This is a genomic window from Helicobacter anseris, assembly GCF_003364335.1.
In the GTDB taxonomy this organism is placed as follows: Bacteria; Campylobacterota; Campylobacteria; order Campylobacterales; family Helicobacteraceae; genus Helicobacter_H; species Helicobacter_H anseris.
In genome coordinates this window covers 48,810-66,070 of sequence record NZ_NXLX01000008.1, presented here as the reverse complement: position 1 = coordinate 66,070, position 17,261 = coordinate 48,810, and the positions used below count along the sequence as shown (strand labels likewise).

Below are 17,261 nucleotides of genomic sequence, written 5' to 3'. Positions count from 1 at the left end.
ACCCACCTCACAGCAACAACAAACCCATCAAATCCAAGTAGAGCTCTTCCATCTCAAAAAATCCATCATAGAAAATTGTCTCTTTGGAGTAGATATCAACCCAAACTCTTGTGAAATTACAAAGCTTAGACTTTGGATAGAGCTTCTTAAATACAGCTATTATCTCTTTGATGATCAAGGAGAAAATACCAATGCTCTAGAAACTCTCCCAAACATTGATATCAATATCAAGTGTGGAAACTCATTGATTTCATATTTTGATCTCAAGCAAAGCCTCACACACTATCCTAATATCAAATCTAGAATCCAAAACTATAAGCAAATGGTAAGTGATTATAAAAAAGGGCTTTTTGATGATAAGACAAAGCTAAGCACGCAAATCCAAGAATTATTTTCAGCTTTTAAAAGCTTTTGTTTTAAAGATAAGTTTGCAAAAGAAATCAAAGCTTTTCAAAACAAATGCGATACTTATAGAAAACTTTATGGTAACTACCTAGCCAAAGATGACAAAGAACTCTCTCTTTTTATCACACAAAACCCATTTCCAAAATATGACCTCACTTTTGAAGGAGATGAAAAAATCCTACAAGAAGCAAATCAAAGCTTTTTGGAGATAAGAAAAACTTATGATTCACTCTATAATCTCTCTAGTAATAATCCTTTTGAATGGAGATTTGCATTTCCTGAAGTGCTAGATAGTGAAGGCAATTTTTTAGGGTTTGATTGTGTGATAGGCAATCCGCCTTATATCCGAATCCAAGGGCTTGATAGAGCAACCTCAAAACAATATCAAAAGACTTTTTCAACAGCAAGTCAAAATTATGATATTTATGTGCTTTTTGTAGAACAATGTGTTAAGCTTCTTGCTCCAAAAGCCAAAATCGCTTTTATTATGCCTCACAAATGGCTAAATTCTCTCTTTGGTGTAGGGTTAAGAGAGCTTGCAAAAGACAAGATTAGCAAAATCATCTCTTTTGGACATTATCAAATCTTTGATGCTTCTACATATACAGCCTTGCAATGGTTTGAAAAAGAGAGTAGGGAAGTAAAATTTATCCAAGCTCCCCAAGAGATAGAATCAAGCCAAGAAATGAGTGAGTTTCTAACCCAACTCACCCCAAGTGATTTTTTTATCTTCCCCACAAATTCCCTTTCCTCCTCTCCGTGGTATTTTGGAGGAGATCTCTCACAAAATCTTTTTTCAAAAGTTACTTCACACACCCCACTCAAAGAGATTTTTTCAAAGATGTTTCAAGGCATCGCTACAAGTAAAGACAGCGTCTATTTTCTCTATGATTGCCAAGAGGGAGAGACTACAACAAAGGGATATTCTCAAGAGCTAGAGTGCAATGTGGAAATTGAAAATGATTTGCTTAAGCCTTTGCTTATGGGAGATAGCTTCCATCGCTATGATACCCCAAGCACTGAACTTAGAGTGCTATTCCCCTACTATCAAGGAGAAGATTCTAAAGGCAATGCAAAAATGTATCTCTACGATGAATCCACACTCAAAGAAAGATTCCCCAAAGGCTATACTTATCTCAAAAAATGCGAAAAGGTACTAAGGGCGAGAGAGAATGGACGACTCCAAGATGATGATATGTGGTGGAGATATATCTATCCAAAAAATCAGCTTTTATTTGACAAAGAAAAACTCCTTATACCTTATGCGTGTAGAAAATCTCAATTTATTCTTGACACACAAGGTAGGTTTTATATCAATACGAAAATACATGGATTAATCAGAAATGAGAGTTTTGAGAATCTAGATTATAGATTTTTACTTGCAGTGCTTAATTCAGAGTTGAATTGGTGGTATATGACACAAGTTGCCTCTGTAATGCGTGGAGGATATTACACCTACACTCCTGCCTATATGCAAGATTTCAGCATCCCCAACCTCTCACCCAAAGAGCAAAAGCCCTTTATAAAATTAGTAGATCAGATTCTAAAAGCAAAAGAACAAAACCCCAAAGCCAATACTCAAGACCTAGAAAAAGAAATTGATTCTCTAGTCTATACCCTCTACAACCTCACAGAGGACGAAATCAAAATCATTGAAAATAGGGGGTGGTTATGAAAATCAAATATAAAACACTTATTTTTACCTCAAAAAAATACGATTTAAGAATTAAAAACTCATTCAAAAAAATTATCAGAACAAAGATAAGAAAAAAAAATTGTTCTCATAAAATAAACAAACCTAAATCACCAATGGCAAGAAAACAAAAATACGAAATTCTCTTAGAAAAAAGTATAATTTTTCCACAATCATTGAAAAAAATTAGCACTTTTATATTAGAACTAGAGGAAAAAATTGGGCTTGGGCATATTATGATAAGATTAAATAAATTAACACAAATTGATAATTTATCTATCTTAATTTTGACTGCATTAATTTATAAAGCTTTTGGTAATAATAAACTTAAAAGAAACAAGAAACGAATACCAAGGGAAAAAAATATTAATTCACGACTAGAAGCAATTGGTTTTTGGGAAGCACTTTGTTTCAATCCACCAAAAATAAAAAAATACACCGAATTTCTAAAGGTAACAAGGGTTCCAATAAATGAGAGCAAAAATGATTTTCATCTAGAAATAATTAATTTTTTTTCCGACAAAATTGCATTGAATGAAAGCCAAAAAGATGCTCTATTTGATGCTGTATTTGAAGCATCAGCAAATAGTATCGAACATTCAAGATCAGTTACTGACGCGTGGTTTTTAGGTTTCTATGACGAAGAAAATAATCAGATAGAGTTAGCTTTTTATGATACTGGTGTTGGTATTTTTTCATCAATTGATGAAATGGAGGAAGATCGTTTTAAGAAAATGCTCTTGAAAATCAGAGGAATTTTTGGTAAAGAAAAAATGTTAAAACTTTTATGCACAACACATCTTTCTAAATATAAAAAAGACCGCATTAGTATAAAAAGTGGAATTAGGGGAAATGGAATGCCAAGTTATATAAGATCTGCAAAAGAAATTTCTGAAAACCATCTAACATATATTGAAGTTATGACTGATAATTATCTCTATTCAAGCTATAATAATGAAACAAAAAAGATAAAATATTATCTTAAAGGAACCCTTATACGTTGGGTAATAAATATTTCAAGAGGTTTTAATGAGTAAACTTAAATATGATTTTGCGAAAGAATTTACTGATACGCCTGGACCAAGATATAAAAAGCTTGGAAGTTTTTCCGGGGAAGAATTCAGAGAGATACTTAGAGATTTATTAAAAAGATATGAAAAAATAGAAATTGATGGCTCAGGAATTAGATCGTCTTTTTCACCTTCTTTTCTATCCGAAGCTTTTTCTCCGTTGTGTCAGGAAATGGGTGAAGAATATTTTTTTGATAGGGTTTCACTCATCAGTTCAAAAAATCCAAAACTCAAGGAAAAATTTGAGTTCTATTCTAAGAATTTACAATGAATGTTATAAGTATTTTTTTACTTATTATCGCCTTTATAAATCTTTGTTATTTAATCAATAAGGATAACTTTTTAAAATTTGAATCTGAAAAAGAAGAATGTCTCAAAACTATTAAATATGTTTTTGAAGAAATGGCAAAATTACTTGATGAGAAAAATAAAGATGGCCTATCAACTACAAGAATTATCGTCTTGAGTGAAATTACCCGCAGTTTATTATATCTACATCTTGTGCGAGATAATGGGATTGAAGATAAGTTGCGTGATTTTTGCACATCGATTACAGATTGTTATGATGGAAATATTAGTAATGAGGATTTTTTTGGACATTATCAAAATTTAATCCAAAAGATATATATCTCAAGACAATCGCTATGGCATTATATATGTAGGATTTTTTACAAATAGCATAAATTTAGACTAGATAATCTCAAGTAATGTAAAAGCTATAGAGGAAGATAGTGAAGCAGTATTTTATACATGAGAAACAACAGAAAGTAGGAAACAAAACTCATTTTGCAATCTTTATCATAATCAAAACATCCTATTTAGTTTAGAGAGGAGAGACTGCGCTTTTTTCTTTTGATATATTTTTGGAGCAAGATTTATATTTTTTTAGCTTGCTTATTTACTTATTAAAACAGCACGAAAAAACTCCATTATCCCCAGCTAAAGACAAAATCCCTAATATGTCATTTATATCATTATAAATGACATAAAAAGTATTGATAATAAATACTTAAATAATCCTATAAATAGGTTTTGAGTAATAAGGCATTGCTAGAGAGGGTGCATCTCTTGATGGTATGGGTAAGCCAGAAATATTGTGCGGTGATTTGCAAGGGTGTTTTTCTCGTAGGATAGATTCTAAAAATCGTATTGTTTATAGGATTTATGAGAATCGATGTGAGATTTTGCAAGTAGGCACACATTATCAAGAGAAATAATTTTTTCTCTCTCAGGAAATAATTTTTAAAATCAATTTTTCTAAAATAGCGATTTTATCGTGCTTTTGTGATAGTATTTTGGAAATAATTTTTCAAACATTTGGAAATAATGTAAAAAATCTAGCCAATCTTTTTTGATTGACTAGAGAGTTTTACTCATAAGGCTTTTTGATATTATCTTCCTCTAAGTCAGGGCAATCTTTGATATTCCAACAAAGTGGAGCCATCATCGCATAGATAGTAAGTCTTGTCATATCTTTTGAGATTTCATATTTTTCAAAGATAAGCAGTCTATCTCTAGGGAAGAGGAGTTCATATTGCGTAGGGAAAGCTGCAAAATCCTTAAGAGATGCAAAGAGAGCGTGAGAAAATCTCGGCACTTTTATCACAAGCTCAATAGGTCTTGTCTGAAAAGTGCTATTGCGTATCACTGTAGTGGACATAAAGCCATAGTCTTTATATTTTTTGCCACTTAGTCCCTCTAGCAGATGTCTTGCCTCAGGAGTAAATTTTCCACCAGAATATATTTCTTGCAAATCAAATTTTTCTTTGTCATAAAGTCTTGTTAAAAGCCCAAGTGTTTCATAGCGATAGGTGATAAGATCTTGAAAAACGATAGTTTTAGAAAGTGCCTCATCAAGTTTTTTTACCTGTTCTTGCTCTTCTTTGGTGAGTTTTTCTAAAGGATTGCCATTTCTTAGAGTTTTATTGATGAGCACGAAATGACCATCGGTATAAAATTTAACTATATCTTTATCCTCTTGGGTAAATTTGATACCTTCATAGAGTTGCTTATACCATTTGATTGCCTCTTCTCCACTTTTGAATTCTCTATAAGTAGGCTTACTTCCCTCTTGAGGCAAAACGATGCTGATTCTAAAATCTTTATCATCATCATAATCATCGTGCTTAGATGCATAACACACCATCTGAAAAACAATCATCATTAAAACAAAAAGTTTTTTCATAAGAAACGCTCCTTGTATTTATTTGGGGTATAGATGATTATACTAAGAGTTTTTAAGATTTTATACCAAAGATTTATTTTGCCACTTTTTGCTTTTCCAGCGATAGGCATTGACAAGCCCTCTGAGCCATTCATCAGCACAAAATCCTATCCAAATCCCCACAATCCCAAGATGAAAATAAAAGCAAAGCACATATCCCACAGGCAAAGACACGCCAAACATAAACACACAACCGCTTAAAAATGGAAATTTTGCATCACCACTTGCACGCAATGCATTTACCATCACGATATTAAAGGTTCTGCCTGTTTCAAGTATGATAGAGAGGGTAAAAAGAGGAAGCATCACTTCTTTGATAGAATCTAATAATTCGAGTTTTTCCATACTAAAATCTTTTGCAAGAAAATTGAGTAAAGCGACGATAAAAGAAGCAATGATACTAAGATAGAGTGCAAACCAAGTGTGCTTGTAGGCGATATGAAAATACCTTGCTCCTACAAGTTTGCCGATAATGATTTCATTTGCCATACTAATAGATTGACCAATAAGCATAATGACAAGAGAGATTTGAAAATAGAGAGTTTGCACGCTTGTTTGGATAGCTCCTAGCTGATTGACAAAAGAAAAAGCGATAGTATATTGCACAATCCAAAGCAGATTTTCACCAGCACTAAAAGAACCAATGTGTAAAATCTTTTTTAAAACCTCTTTCTGAAAGCAAAAAGCCTCTTTTATTGAGATTTTTATCTTGAGATAAAAAATCAAGACAAAAAGAAGCAAAATGATCAAAAAGATTCTGCTAAAAATAGTGCTAATTCCCACTCCAAGAAGCTCAAGATTTGTATGATAAAGCACAAAATAATTTGAAATTATCATAATGATATTCATTAAAAAAGAAGCCATCATTACAAAATAAGCAAGATTATAAACCCTCAAAATAGAAGCCAAGATAATGCCAATAGATTCTAAAATCAAGCAAATTGCTAGCATCTTTAGATAGAGTGAGGCTTGCAAAAATAGTTCTTCAGAGGTTTTTAGCATTCTTAGCAAAGAATCTTCAAAGAGATAGATTCCCACCCCGCATATTAGTCCAATGAGTAGATTTAATCCAAGGCTTTGATGTAATGCTTTATTTGCAAGAATTCTATCTTTTGCACCGATGGCTTGAGCGATGATGATGCTACATCCTATGGAGAGAAAACTAAAAAGTGTGATAAAAAGATCAAAGATTTGATTCCCAGCACCCATAGAGCCTACAAGAAAATTAGAATGCCTTGCTACCATATAGGTATTGATCATCAAAGAAGCATAGTGTAAAAATACTTCAAAGAAGATAGGAACTGCAAGCCTTTTTAATGAAAGGTTGTGTCCCAATATCTCCTCCTTTTAAATTTATTTATCTAAAAAATTGATATCGCTAAATGTGTTTGCGTGAAGATTTGAAAAGGCATTTTTTAGAGATTTGAAAAATTCAGGATTTTCTTTTTCAAGACTTTGTAAAAAATGCTTTGTTGCAAGTCTTGCGATAGGGGGTTTGTCAGAATCAGGTTGTTTTGCAGGGCAATTGCAATCAGGAGCTGTCTTGATATTTTGTGAAAGCACAAAATCGATACTTTGTCTCTCTCTGATATGTATCAAAGGTCTAATGACTTGCAAACCATTTTCAGCACGATAGATTGGTGGCATACTTCTAAGTGAGCCATTATAAGTGAGATTCATAAAAAAGCTTTCTGCCGCATCATCAAGATGATGTGCGATTGCTACTTTGTTGTATCCCATCTCCAAAGCTTTAGAATAAAGTGCCCCTCTTCTCATACGAGAGCAAAAACTACAATAAGAGCTCCCCTCTCTTCTTTTTTCTTTGATAGTATCTGCAATGCTTGTGTGGCAAATCTCATGAGGTATGCCCTGCCTTTGGCAAATCTCTGTAAGATAGCTAAAATCCTCACCCAATCCATAATGGATAGTAACTGCTTTAAATTCAAATTTAAAAGGTGCGTGTCTTTGCATTCTCTCTAAGATACAAGCAAGCAAGATAGAATCTTTTCCACCACTAAGCCCAAGTAAAACTTTATCCCCCTCTTGTATGAGATTGTATTGTGCATTAGTTTTGCCTACTATATTTAAAATTTTTTTGCTAATTTCATATTTCTCCATTTATATCCTTAATTGATTTTTTCAATAATTTCTTTTTCATTTGTAAGAGTGGAATTATATTTAATAATAAGGATTTTTTCACTCTCATTGATATAGCATTCAATCACACCAGAGAGATTCTCAATCATAGAGATTTTTTCTCGTAGATTTTCTTGCAAAGGTAGATAGATGTTTTTTTGTTTTTGAGGATTGCGGATAAAGCATATCATCAAAATCCAAAGTAAGCAAGAAATAATAACAATTGCTGATATGACACTAAGTCCAAAATGATGATAAAGCAAAGCACCAAACATACCTCCAACAAAAGAGCCGACATAAGATGCTGTTGTGAAGTTTCCTAGAGCAGTGCCTCTAAAATAAGCTTTTGCATATTTGCTTGTGAGGGATTGCATAATAGGTTCAAGCATCGCAAATCCAACAAAAAAGAGCAGAATACCAAAAGTGAAAATCCATAATATTTTTTCAAAATCTGCAAGTGTGATAAAAAGATATGCAAGTAAAAAGCAAAAAATACCTATAAATAATACAAGTTTTGGTTTATTGTATTTTTCTGCAAGAATGCTAGCAGGAGCCATTGCAAAGATTCCAATCATTGCACCAGGGACATAGATTTTCCACAACTCTTCTTCACTAAAACTAAAATGATCTACTAACGCAAGAGGAATGATGACAAAAATCAAAGACATTAGAGTTTTTTCAAAAAAAGAACTAAAATTCATCACCCATAGATTCTTATCAAAAATATCTTTTGACAAATCTTTTTTTGTGCTTTCAAAAGAATAGGTGAGTTTTGGAGAATCTGGCACCATAAAATACAAAACAAAGATAGAAATAAGCGTAAAAAAAGCAGTAAGAAAGAAAAGCCATTGTGCACCTATACTACCACCAATGATAGGCCCAACTACCATTGCAAGGGTAAAGCTTGCAAAGATTCCTCCACCCATAATTGCCATTGCTTTGGTTCTTTGCTCTTCTTTTACCATATCTGCAACTTGAGCACTTACTACTCCTCCAACAGCACCCACTCCTTGAATAAGCCTACCAATGATAAGCAATTGGATTGTATGTGCAAAGGCACAAATCAAAGAGCCTATAAGAAAGATGACTAGACCAATAAGCACTATAACTTTTCGATTATATTTATCACTCAAGATTCCAAAGGGGGTTTGAAAAATAAGCTGTGTGAGGTAAGCACCTCCAACAGCAAGTCCTATCATAAATGCAGAGGTTTCATTAAAACTATTTGCATAAAGTGAGATTACGGGCAAAACAATAAATAAACCCAAGAATCTCAACACTACAATACTTGTAAGTGGGAGTATTTGTTTTATCATAATTAGCCTTTAATTTAGTTTTCCTTATGTTTTTAGGCTATGATTATAACTTCACAAATCTAACTAAGATTTAAAATAAAAGGGGAAGGATTGCAAAAAAATATCAAAATTGTTGTGGCAAGCTCCAATAAGGGAAAGATTCTAGAAATTAAAGAATTTTTTAAGAGCTTTGAGATTGTTAGTATGGCTGAAGAGGGGATTATTTTGGATATCAAAGAAGATGGCAAGAGTTTTGAAGAAAATGCATTGATAAAGGCTAGGGCAGTGTTTGACGCATTGATTCAAAAAGAAAATGTTTTGATTTTGAGTGATGATAGTGGTTTGTGTGTCGAGGCATTGGCAGATGAGCCAAATATTTATAGTGCAAGATATGCTAATTGGCTAAAAGGCATAGATGAAAATTCTAGCGATTTGCAAAACAATCTTGCTTTGATACAAAAATTGCAAGAAAAGAAAATAGAAAAAAGTAATGCAAGATTTATTGCCGCTATGGTTTTACTTGGTAATCTCAAATCTCAAAAAGTGCAATTTATAGCACAAGGAGAATGCTTAGGGAGAGTATATGATAATCAAAAAGGAGATAAGGGTTTTGGTTATGATAGTTTGTTTGAGCCTTTGGGATTTGATAAGAGAATGGCAGAGATGGAATTAGTGCAAAAAAATCAAATTTCACATCGGTTTAAAGCCCTAGAGAATCTTAAAAAACAATTGCAAGATTTTTTAGATGCATAATAATCTATTATTAGTAGGCTATAAGCCTATATTTGTAAGTTCTAATCACTATTTGTCATCTTTAAAAAGGAAATATAAGATAAAATCAGGGGGGTATCTAGGGACATTAGATCCTTTTGCAAAAGGAGCAATGATTATTGCATTTGGGCAATATACAAAGCTTTTGCCTCATCTTAAAAAAGAAAAAAAAGTTTATCGTGCTACTTTGTGGCTAGGAGCATTAAGTGAGAGTTTGGATATTGAAAATATTCTTGAGATAAAAGAGGTGCCAAGTTTTGATATTTCAAGAGTGCAATCTATTTTAGATTCTCTGCTAGGCACTATTGCATACACACCTCCAAAATTTAGTGCAAAACACATTCAGGGTCAAAGGGCTTATGATCTAGCAAGGAGGGGAGTGGAGTTTGAATTACCAAAGTGTGAAATGCAAATTTTTGATATAAAACTACTAAGTTATACGCATCCTTTTTTGAGTTTTGAGGTGAGTGTAAGTAGCGGTGCTTATGTTAGAAGTATTGGAGAGATGATTGCTAATGCTTTGGGTGTTAATGGGGTATTATCTATGCTAGAGCGTATAGAAGATGGAGGTTTTAGAGTAAGAAATAGGGAGGAAATGGTGCTTGATCCACTAAAGGCTTTAGATTATCCAATCTTAGAGAATCTCTCAAATGATATAAAAGACAAAATTTCTAAAGGACAAAAATTTCATCTAAAAAATTTAGAAAATGGTCTTTATGTGACAAATTTTGATGATTTTTTTTCTATAATTGAAGTAAAAAAAGATGCGTCAATAAGATATATACTCAATAGGATGATTAAATGCTAATTTTGTCTCGAAAAAGTGAAGAAAGTATCGTGATTGGAGATGATATTGTTGTAAAAGTGATTTCTGTTGATAGAGGGAATGTTAAGCTTGGTTTTGAAGCTCCTCCAGATACTTTGATACTACGCGCAGAGCTTAAAGAGGCAGTCGTGCAAGAGAATCAAAAAGCAATCAAAGAAGCTCCAAAAGATACACTTGATGTGTTGGGTAAGCATTTTCATATTGAGAAAAAATGCTAGTTTTTGATGTTTTCCCAAAGGTTAATATTTTTTTAAAAATCATAGGAATAAATGAGGCAAAGTATCATTTGTTAGATTCTCGCTTTTGCTTAGCAAGAGGCGAGTTAAAAGATATTATTGCAATAAAAACTTCAGATTTTTTCTCTCTTAAAGGTGATTTTGATTGCCCGCTTCATCAAAATACTATTTATTTGGCAGTAATGGAGCTTCAAAAATTTTTAGAATCTAAAAATCTCTCCGCACAACCTCTTAAGCAAATTGCTATTGAAGTAGAAAAAAAAATACCCTGTGGTGCTGGACTTGGTGGTGGTAGTGCTGATGCTGGAAATGTGCTTTTTTTTCTTAATCAAAAATTCTTTAATCTCTCTAATGAAGATCTTTGTTTTATTGCAAAAAGAGTGGGTGCAGATGTGCCATTTTTTGTAATGCAATGTGCAAGTGCAAATGTTTATGAGATTGGAGATAGGGTAGAAAAATTTGAGGAAAAAAATTTGGAGTTTGAGATACTAACCCCAAATATTTATTGTAATACTAAGCAGGTCTATCATCAATATGACAAAACCAAAGCAAAAAAAACACTATTATCTTATAGCTATCAAAAATTTGCAAAAATGCCAAGTTGTGATATTTTAAAAATTTATGATAGAAAACAACTAAATGATTTACTGATTCCAGCCTTAGAACTTTATCCTGCATTAAGGGATTTTGAGGAGAGTTTGGGTGATGAGTGGTTTTTTAGTGGTAGTGGCAGTAGTTTTTTTAGATTGAGGAAATAATATTGAATATCATTGCAAGAAATAAAAAAGCTTTTTTTGATTATGAGATTTTAGAGACCTATGAAGCTGGAATTGTTTTGCTTGGTTCAGAAGTTAAAGCTTTAAGAAAAACACGCGTAAATCTTAAGGATAGCTTTATAAAAATCATAAAAGCAGAAGCTTTTGTCTTTGGAATGCATATTTCTTGTTTAGAAACAACAAATAGTTATTTTAGACCAAAAGAAACAAGAGAACGAAAACTTTTGTTGCACAAAAAACAAATTGACAAATTATTTGGAAATGTTTCTCAAAATGGTTTGAGCATTGTGCCATTAAAAATTTATTTTAATAAACACAATAGGGCAAAGCTAGAAATCGCACTTGTGAGAGGCAAGAATCTCCACGATAAGCGAGAGAGCATTAAGAGAAAAATTTTAGATAGAGAGGCACAAGCAAGTATGAAAAATTATGCTAAGGGATTGTTATGAAAGAATGGGTTGATTATGGAGTGATAGGTTTTTTGCTTTTCTTATCTTTTATTGTGGTGAGTATAGGTATTGAGAGAATATGGTTTTATGCGACTGTTAGGGTTGATGATTATAATGATAAAAGAGAATTAGAGCTAGATTTGCATAGACGCTTAACATTGATAGCCACGATAGGATCTAATGCTCCTTATGTAGGTCTTCTTGGAACTGTAGCTGGGATTATGATCACTTTTATGGGGATTAGCAATACTTCAATGGGAGATACTTCAGAGATTATGAAGGGTTTGGCTTTGGCACTTAAGGCTACGGCTATGGGGCTAGTGGTTGCTATTCCTTCAATTGTGTTTTACAATATGTTGATTAGAAAGAGTGAGGTGATTATTACAAAATGGGATATTTATCACAATCCAGTTAAGACAAATGACAGACAAAATAAAAGATTGGATAAGGAATAATGAAGAAAATAGATTCTTTAAATCTTGTGCCTTTTATTGACATTATGCTTGTATTGTTGGTGATTGTGCTTACTACAGCTTCTTTTGTGACAACTTCAAAAATGCCAATTGCAATTCCACAAGTAGATGAAAATTCTTCCAAAAATCAGCAAGAATTTGATAAAAAACAAGTAGATATTACTATCAATCAGCAAGGAGATTATTTTCTTAATGATGAATTAGTGAGTTTAGATACTCTTAAGCAAAGGATAAGAGGTTTTGCAAAGGATACCCCAATTGTTTTAAGGGGAGATAAGGAAAGTAATTTAAATAGTTTTATACAAATATTTGATATTTTACAAAATATGAATCTTAAAGAAGTTTATGTTTTAGTAGAGGAAAAAAAGAAACCATAAGTTATATTAAGGGTTTTTGTTGTATAATCTCACTTTTTGTTTGAAATATTTTTAAGGATTTATTATGAAAAGAACATATCAGCCTCACAACACTCCAAGAAAAAGAACTCATGGTTTTCGCGTAAGAATGAAAACTAAAAATGGTAGAAAAGTAATCAATGCTCGCAGAGCAAAAGGTAGAAAGCGTTTAGCGGTTTAATCTTTTGCCTTTTGAAACCCTAAAGACAAAGCAAGATTTTGATTTTGTCTATAAGAATGCAAAAAGGGTGTATGCAAGATGTTTTGTTTTGTATCTTTTAAGACGTCAGGATACAAATTTTTTTTTAGGCTTAAGCGTATCTAAAAAGGTTGGCAATGCTTGCCAACGCAACCTTATTAAAAGAAGGTTTAGAAGTCTGTGTGCTTTGCACATATCAGAGCTTACAGGTATTTCTTTGATTGTTGTTCCAAAGCAAGGAATTTTAGATTTGGCATATCAGGAAATGCAACAAGAATTTTTAAAGGGCTTAAGATTTTTTGGCAAACATAAAAGGTAAGAAATGCATTCTTTGCTTATATGGTGTGTAGAGTTTTATCAAAAATGTATTTCTGTTTTATTTCCACAGACTTGTCGTTATTTTCCCACCTGTTCCAATTATGCACTATGGATTCTGAAAAATCAAAATATCATAATTGCATTATGGTGTATTTTAAAAAGAATTTTAAAATGTAATCAGTTTTTTGCAGGAGGGATAGATTATCCCATAGTAAAAAAAGCAATAAAGCCAAATCATTTTCAGCCTTGTGCTATAAAATTTTGGTTTGTGCCACTTGCTAGTAATTCGCAAAAATTTTATATAATAAAATCATTACCTAAGGAAGCCTTATATGAAAGATAATTCAAATTTAAGAGTAATTTTAGCCGTTGCCTTTTCTTTTTTGTTTATCGTGCTGTATAGTCATTTTTTTGTTACACCACAACAGGAAAACAAACAATTGCATTCAGTAGAGATGCAAAATAAAAATAATAGTGCGCCAGATATAAAAGCTAATAACACTAGTATAGTATCAGTGCAAAATGAAGCAGATAAGATTATTGCAACAATTGATTCAAAAGATTTTGAAATTCAAATTGATTCTCTTGGAAGAATTGCGCAAGTATATCTCAAGGATAAAAAATATACTACTGCTCCAGAGATTGGTTTCTTTGATCATTTTAAAGTTTTGTTTGGTTTGATGCCAAAACCTCAGCCTTTAGAAAAACTCCCATTGCTTAATCCTCAAGCTTTAAAACCTCTTGAAGTGCGTTTTTCAAATGCTAGTATCAATGATGAAGCTTTTAAGGTTGCTTATCAGGCCTCACAATCACATCTTAATATAGGAAAGCAACCTCAAATTATTACTTTAACTCAAAAACTTAGTCAATTAGAGATTAAAAAAATCATTACATTTTATGAGAATTTAAGCTATGACATAAAAATAGAGGTGAGCGATCCTAAGGAACAATATTTTATTACCAATGGTGCAAGACCTGTAACGGATAAAGAAAATTATGCTTTTAATGGGGTGATTTTAGAAAAGTCTGATGATAAGATTGAAAAAATTGAAGATGGTGATGCAAAAGAATTAAAAACTTTTGATGAAGCTAAATTTGTAGCAAGTGTAGATAGATATTATACAACACTATTTTTTGCCAAAGAACAAAAAATCTATGCAATGGTTGATGGAGAAGCCAAGACAAAAAATCCTATTCCATATTTATATGCAAAAGGAGATTTGAGTTTTGGAGGGTTTATAGGACCAAAGGATTATCAAGATTTAAAATCTATAAATCCTGTATTAGTTGATGTTGTGGAGTATGGATTGATAACTTTTTTTGCAAAACCTTTATTTTTGCTCTTAGAGTTTTTGTATCAATATTTGAATAATTGGGGATGGGCGATTATAGCACTTACAATTATTGTAAAAATTATTCTTTATCCTTTGAGTTATAAGGGTATGGTGAGTATGCAAAAATTAAAAGATTTAACACCAAAGATGAAAGAAATCCAAGAAAAATATAAGGGTGATGCACAAAAAATGCAAATGCATATGATGCAACTTTATAAAAAACATGGTGCTAATCCAATGGGGGGTTGTTTCCCATTATTGATACAGATTCCTATTTTTTATGCAATTTATCGTGTTTTGTATAATTCTGTGGAGTTAAAAAGTGCGGATTTTATTTTTTGGATTCATGATTTATCTGTAATGGATCCATTTTTTGTTTTACCTATCTTAATGGGAGTTTCGATGTATATTCAACAAATCTTAACACCTAATACTTTTACAGATCCAATGCAAGCAAAGATTTTTAGAATGTTGCCAGTATTTTTTACATTCTTTTTGATTTTCTTTCCAGCAGGATTGGTGCTTTATTGGACGGTAAATAATATTTTAAGTATATTCCAACAACTCTCCATCAATAGAATGTTAGATAAAAAGAAGCAAAAAGAAATTCAAGAACACAAAAAACATGAAAAAAATTAGTGGCAAGAATCTTCAAGAAGCAATTACTAATGCATCAATAGAGCTTGGTTGTTCTGTAACTAAGCTAGATTATGAAATTATCCAATATCCAAGTGGTGGTTTTTTGGGAATTGGTAAAAAAGAGGCCATTATTGTTGCAAGTATTCAAAAAGAAGAGAGTTTATTGCCACAGGAGATGGACAAGAAAACTGAGGATAAAAAAAGTAATATTCAAGAGGATTGTGTAAAAATACAATCAGAGCTTAAAGAACTTTTATCTCTAATGCCTTATGAGATTGATACCATAAAAGTGGAGCCATATGGAAGGCAGGTTGTATCTATTTTTTTAGATGGCAAAGATACTGCATTATTGATTGGTGAAAAGGGTTATCGTTATCAGGCATTATCCTATCTATTATTTAATTGGATACATTTGCAGTATGGTTATGGTGTAAGGCTTGAAATTGCTCAATTTTTAAAGATGCAAGAAGAGATAGTGGAGCAATATTTAAAGAGTATTGCAGATCAAATTTTTAATCATCAGAGTTTTAAAACTAAAAATTTAAGTGGAATCTTGGGGGTTATTGCATTAAAAAGATTAAGAGAACTTTACCCTGGTCGCTATATTTGTTTAAAACAAGAAGAACAAGAACAATATATTTCTATAAGTAATCCTTGATGCAATCACATACAATAGTAGCAATCTCTACACCATCTGGCATTGGAGCAATGAGTGTTGTTAGAATGAGTGGGAGTCAATCTTTAATGATTGTAAGGAAACTTACAAAGAAGGAAGATTTTCAAGATCGTCTTGCAACTTTGTGTAATATTTTTGATTTAGAGGAGAATTTGCTTGATGAAGCTATTGTAATTTTTTTTAAAAATCCTAGAAGTTATACAAGAGAAGATGTTTGCGAGATTCAATGCCATGGAGGACAAGTATTAGCTCGAGCAATTTTATCTTTATGTATAGAATATGGCGCAAGGCTTGCTAAAGCTGGAGAATTTACAAAAAGAGCGCTTTTAAACGGAAGAATGGATCTCTCACAAGTGCAAGCAGTATCGCAACTTATTCAAGCTCAAAGTTTAAATAGTGCAAAATTGCTCGCTAAACAACTTAAGGGTTCTTTGAGTGTATTTGTAGATAGTAGTAGAGAGGCTTTGTTAAAAGCTTTAGCTTATTCTGAAGTGATGATTGATTATAGCGATGAGGATATTCCTCAAGATTTGATTGATACATTGCTACATGATATCATCAGTCTTGAAAAAAGATTACAAGAAATTTTGGAGTTTTCTAAGATGCGAAATCTTATTTTAGAGGATTATGAGTTAAGCATTATTGGGAAGCCAAATGTTGGGAAAAGTTCGCTTTTAAATGCATTTTTAATGCAAGATAGGGCAATAGTGAGTGATTTAGCTGGAACTACAAGAGATACAATAGAGGAAAAAATTAACCTTGAAGGTAATGTGATAAAAATCATTGACACAGCAGGCATTAGGGAGGGTGCTGATGAGGTCGAGAATATGGGCATTAAAAGAAGCGTAGAGGCAATGTTAAAGAGTGATATGATATTGGCTATGTTTGATTCTTCAAAGATGTTGGATATGCAAGATTTAGAGATTATTAAGCAGCTAAATCTCTTAGATAATAAAGATATTGTTGTTTTAAATAATAAAAGTGATCTTTATACTAAAACAAATCTTGAGGAATTAAAAAAACACATCAAAGCACAATATTTTCTTAATATCAACACAAAAGAAAATGCATATATTTTAGAGATAAAAAAACTTCTACTAGAAATTATCAATAGAAAACAGGATTTTAAAGAAGATATTTTATTGAGTGCAGAATATCAAATAAAAGCTGTTGAGATGACAATTAAATCATTGCAGGAGGCTCAAGTGGTATTAAAGAATTATGAATTAGAGCTATTTTCCTATCATATAAAAGAAAGTATTGAGCAATTGTCATTATTGGTCAAACCTTATAGTATTGATGAGATGTTTGATAAGATGTTTGGAGAGTTTTGTTTGGGTAAATAA

22 protein-coding genes are annotated in these 17,261 nt (G+C 32.0%); 18 read left to right on the top strand and 4 right to left on the bottom strand.

The features are described from left to right. The 5 genes from CQA57_RS04425 to CQA57_RS04405 form a co-directional block, all read left to right on the top strand. Positions 1 to 2,080, top strand: a 2,080-nt coding sequence (locus CQA57_RS04425) for an Eco57I restriction-modification methylase domain-containing protein (protein ID WP_147288347.1), incomplete at its 5' end; no start/stop codon positions are given. After that, a complete protein-coding gene (locus tag CQA57_RS04420; protein WP_115579023.1) occupies positions 2,077 to 3,135 on the top strand; it encodes a hypothetical protein in 1,059 nt (352 codons plus the stop codon). The genes CQA57_RS04425 and CQA57_RS04420, both read left to right, overlap by 4 nt. Then, positions 3,128 to 3,439, top strand: coding sequence for an STAS-like domain-containing protein (locus CQA57_RS04415; protein ID WP_115579022.1), 312 nt, complete (start codon positions 3,128 to 3,130; stop codon positions 3,437 to 3,439). Before CQA57_RS04420 ends, CQA57_RS04415 begins: the two co-directional genes overlap by 8 nt. After that, positions 3,436 to 3,846 carry a hypothetical protein gene (locus CQA57_RS04410; protein WP_115579021.1) on the top strand — a complete coding sequence of 137 codons (411 nt, stop codon included), beginning with the start codon at positions 3,436 to 3,438 and terminating at the stop codon, positions 3,844 to 3,846. The genes CQA57_RS04415 and CQA57_RS04410 overlap by 4 nt, the downstream gene beginning before the upstream one ends. Positions 3,847 to 4,244: 398 nt before the next feature. Further along, complete coding sequence (locus CQA57_RS04405; protein WP_115579020.1) at positions 4,245 to 4,385, top strand: type II toxin-antitoxin system YoeB family toxin; 141 nt, start codon at positions 4,245 to 4,247, stop codon at positions 4,383 to 4,385. Between the two features lie 152 nt (positions 4,386 to 4,537). Here the strand turns inward: CQA57_RS04405 and CQA57_RS04400 are convergent, their stop codons facing one another. From CQA57_RS04400 to CQA57_RS04385, 4 genes are read right to left on the bottom strand one after another with little or no spacing between them, the layout of a single operon-like run. Beyond that, complete coding sequence (locus CQA57_RS04400; protein WP_115579019.1) at positions 4,538 to 5,353, bottom strand: ADP-ribosyltransferase; 816 nt, start codon at positions 5,351 to 5,353, stop codon at positions 4,538 to 4,540. Positions 5,354 to 5,413: 60 nt separating this feature from the next. After that, positions 5,414 to 6,730 (bottom strand): MATE family efflux transporter, encoded by a 1,317-nt coding sequence (locus CQA57_RS04395; RefSeq protein WP_407918733.1) that lies wholly within the window; start codon positions 6,728 to 6,730, stop codon positions 5,414 to 5,416. A gap of 15 nt (positions 6,731 to 6,745) precedes the next feature. Further along, complete coding sequence (locus CQA57_RS04390; RefSeq protein WP_115579017.1) at positions 6,746 to 7,510, bottom strand: tRNA 2-thiocytidine biosynthesis TtcA family protein; 765 nt, start codon at positions 7,508 to 7,510, stop codon at positions 6,746 to 6,748. Between the two features lie 8 nt (positions 7,511 to 7,518). Beyond that, positions 7,519 to 8,844, bottom strand: coding sequence for an MFS transporter (locus CQA57_RS04385; protein WP_115579016.1), 1,326 nt, complete (start codon positions 8,842 to 8,844; stop codon positions 7,519 to 7,521). Positions 8,845 to 8,934: 90 nt separating this feature from the next. Between CQA57_RS04385 and rdgB the strand changes: the two genes are divergently transcribed. The 13 genes from rdgB (at position 8,935) to mnmE (ending at position 17,261) form a co-directional block, all read left to right on the top strand. Continuing rightward, positions 8,935 to 9,576, top strand: a complete 642-nt coding sequence (rdgB, locus tag CQA57_RS04380; RefSeq protein WP_245941857.1) for an RdgB/HAM1 family non-canonical purine NTP pyrophosphatase — start codon at positions 8,935 to 8,937, stop codon at positions 9,574 to 9,576. Beyond that, entirely contained in the window at positions 9,569 to 10,402 is an 834-nt protein-coding gene (truB, locus tag CQA57_RS04375; RefSeq protein ID WP_115579015.1) for a tRNA pseudouridine(55) synthase TruB, read from the top strand. The genes rdgB and truB overlap by 8 nt, the downstream gene beginning before the upstream one ends. Beyond that, positions 10,396 to 10,638, top strand: coding sequence for a carbon storage regulator (locus CQA57_RS04370; protein WP_115579014.1), 243 nt, complete (start codon positions 10,396 to 10,398; stop codon positions 10,636 to 10,638). The genes truB and CQA57_RS04370 overlap by 7 nt, the downstream gene beginning before the upstream one ends. Continuing rightward, positions 10,632 to 11,414 (top strand): 4-(cytidine 5'-diphospho)-2-C-methyl-D-erythritol kinase, encoded by a 783-nt coding sequence (locus tag CQA57_RS04365; protein ID WP_115579013.1) that lies wholly within the window; start codon positions 10,632 to 10,634, stop codon positions 11,412 to 11,414. Before CQA57_RS04370 ends, CQA57_RS04365 begins: the two co-directional genes overlap by 7 nt. 2 nt (positions 11,415 to 11,416) lie before the next feature. Continuing rightward, positions 11,417 to 11,881 (top strand): SsrA-binding protein SmpB, encoded by a 465-nt coding sequence (smpB, locus tag CQA57_RS04360; RefSeq protein ID WP_115579012.1) that lies wholly within the window; start codon positions 11,417 to 11,419, stop codon positions 11,879 to 11,881. Next, positions 11,878 to 12,336: a TonB-system energizer ExbB gene (gene exbB, locus CQA57_RS04355; protein WP_115579011.1), complete on the top strand. Its 459-nt coding sequence runs from the start codon at positions 11,878 to 11,880 to the stop codon at positions 12,334 to 12,336. Before smpB ends, exbB begins: the two co-directional genes overlap by 4 nt. Continuing rightward, on the top strand, positions 12,336 to 12,731 hold the full coding sequence (locus CQA57_RS04350; RefSeq protein WP_115579010.1) for an ExbD/TolR family protein: 396 nt from the start codon (positions 12,336 to 12,338) through the stop codon (positions 12,729 to 12,731). The genes exbB and CQA57_RS04350 overlap by 1 nt, the downstream gene beginning before the upstream one ends. A 64-nt stretch (positions 12,732 to 12,795) precedes the next feature. After that, entirely contained in the window at positions 12,796 to 12,930 is a 135-nt protein-coding gene (rpmH, locus tag CQA57_RS04345) for a 50S ribosomal protein L34 (RefSeq protein WP_115579009.1), read from the top strand. 4 nt (positions 12,931 to 12,934) lie between these two features. Next, a complete protein-coding gene (gene rnpA, locus CQA57_RS04340; protein WP_115579008.1) occupies positions 12,935 to 13,267 on the top strand; it encodes a ribonuclease P protein component in 333 nt (110 codons plus the stop codon). A 3-nt stretch (positions 13,268 to 13,270) separates the two neighbouring features. Next, on the top strand, positions 13,271 to 13,609 hold the full coding sequence (gene yidD, locus CQA57_RS04335; RefSeq protein WP_115579007.1) for a membrane protein insertion efficiency factor YidD: 339 nt from the start codon (positions 13,271 to 13,273) through the stop codon (positions 13,607 to 13,609). Further along, positions 13,599 to 15,239, top strand: coding sequence for a membrane protein insertase YidC (gene yidC, locus CQA57_RS04330; protein WP_115579006.1), 1,641 nt, complete (start codon positions 13,599 to 13,601; stop codon positions 15,237 to 15,239). Before yidD ends, yidC begins: the two co-directional genes overlap by 11 nt. Further along, entirely contained in the window at positions 15,226 to 15,897 is a 672-nt protein-coding gene (locus CQA57_RS04325) for a Jag N-terminal domain-containing protein (protein ID WP_115579005.1), read from the top strand. Before yidC ends, CQA57_RS04325 begins: the two co-directional genes overlap by 14 nt. Further along, on the top strand, positions 15,897 to 17,261 hold the full coding sequence (gene mnmE, locus CQA57_RS04320) for a tRNA uridine-5-carboxymethylaminomethyl(34) synthesis GTPase MnmE (protein WP_115579004.1): 1,365 nt from the start codon (positions 15,897 to 15,899) through the stop codon (positions 17,259 to 17,261). Before CQA57_RS04325 ends, mnmE begins: the two co-directional genes overlap by 1 nt.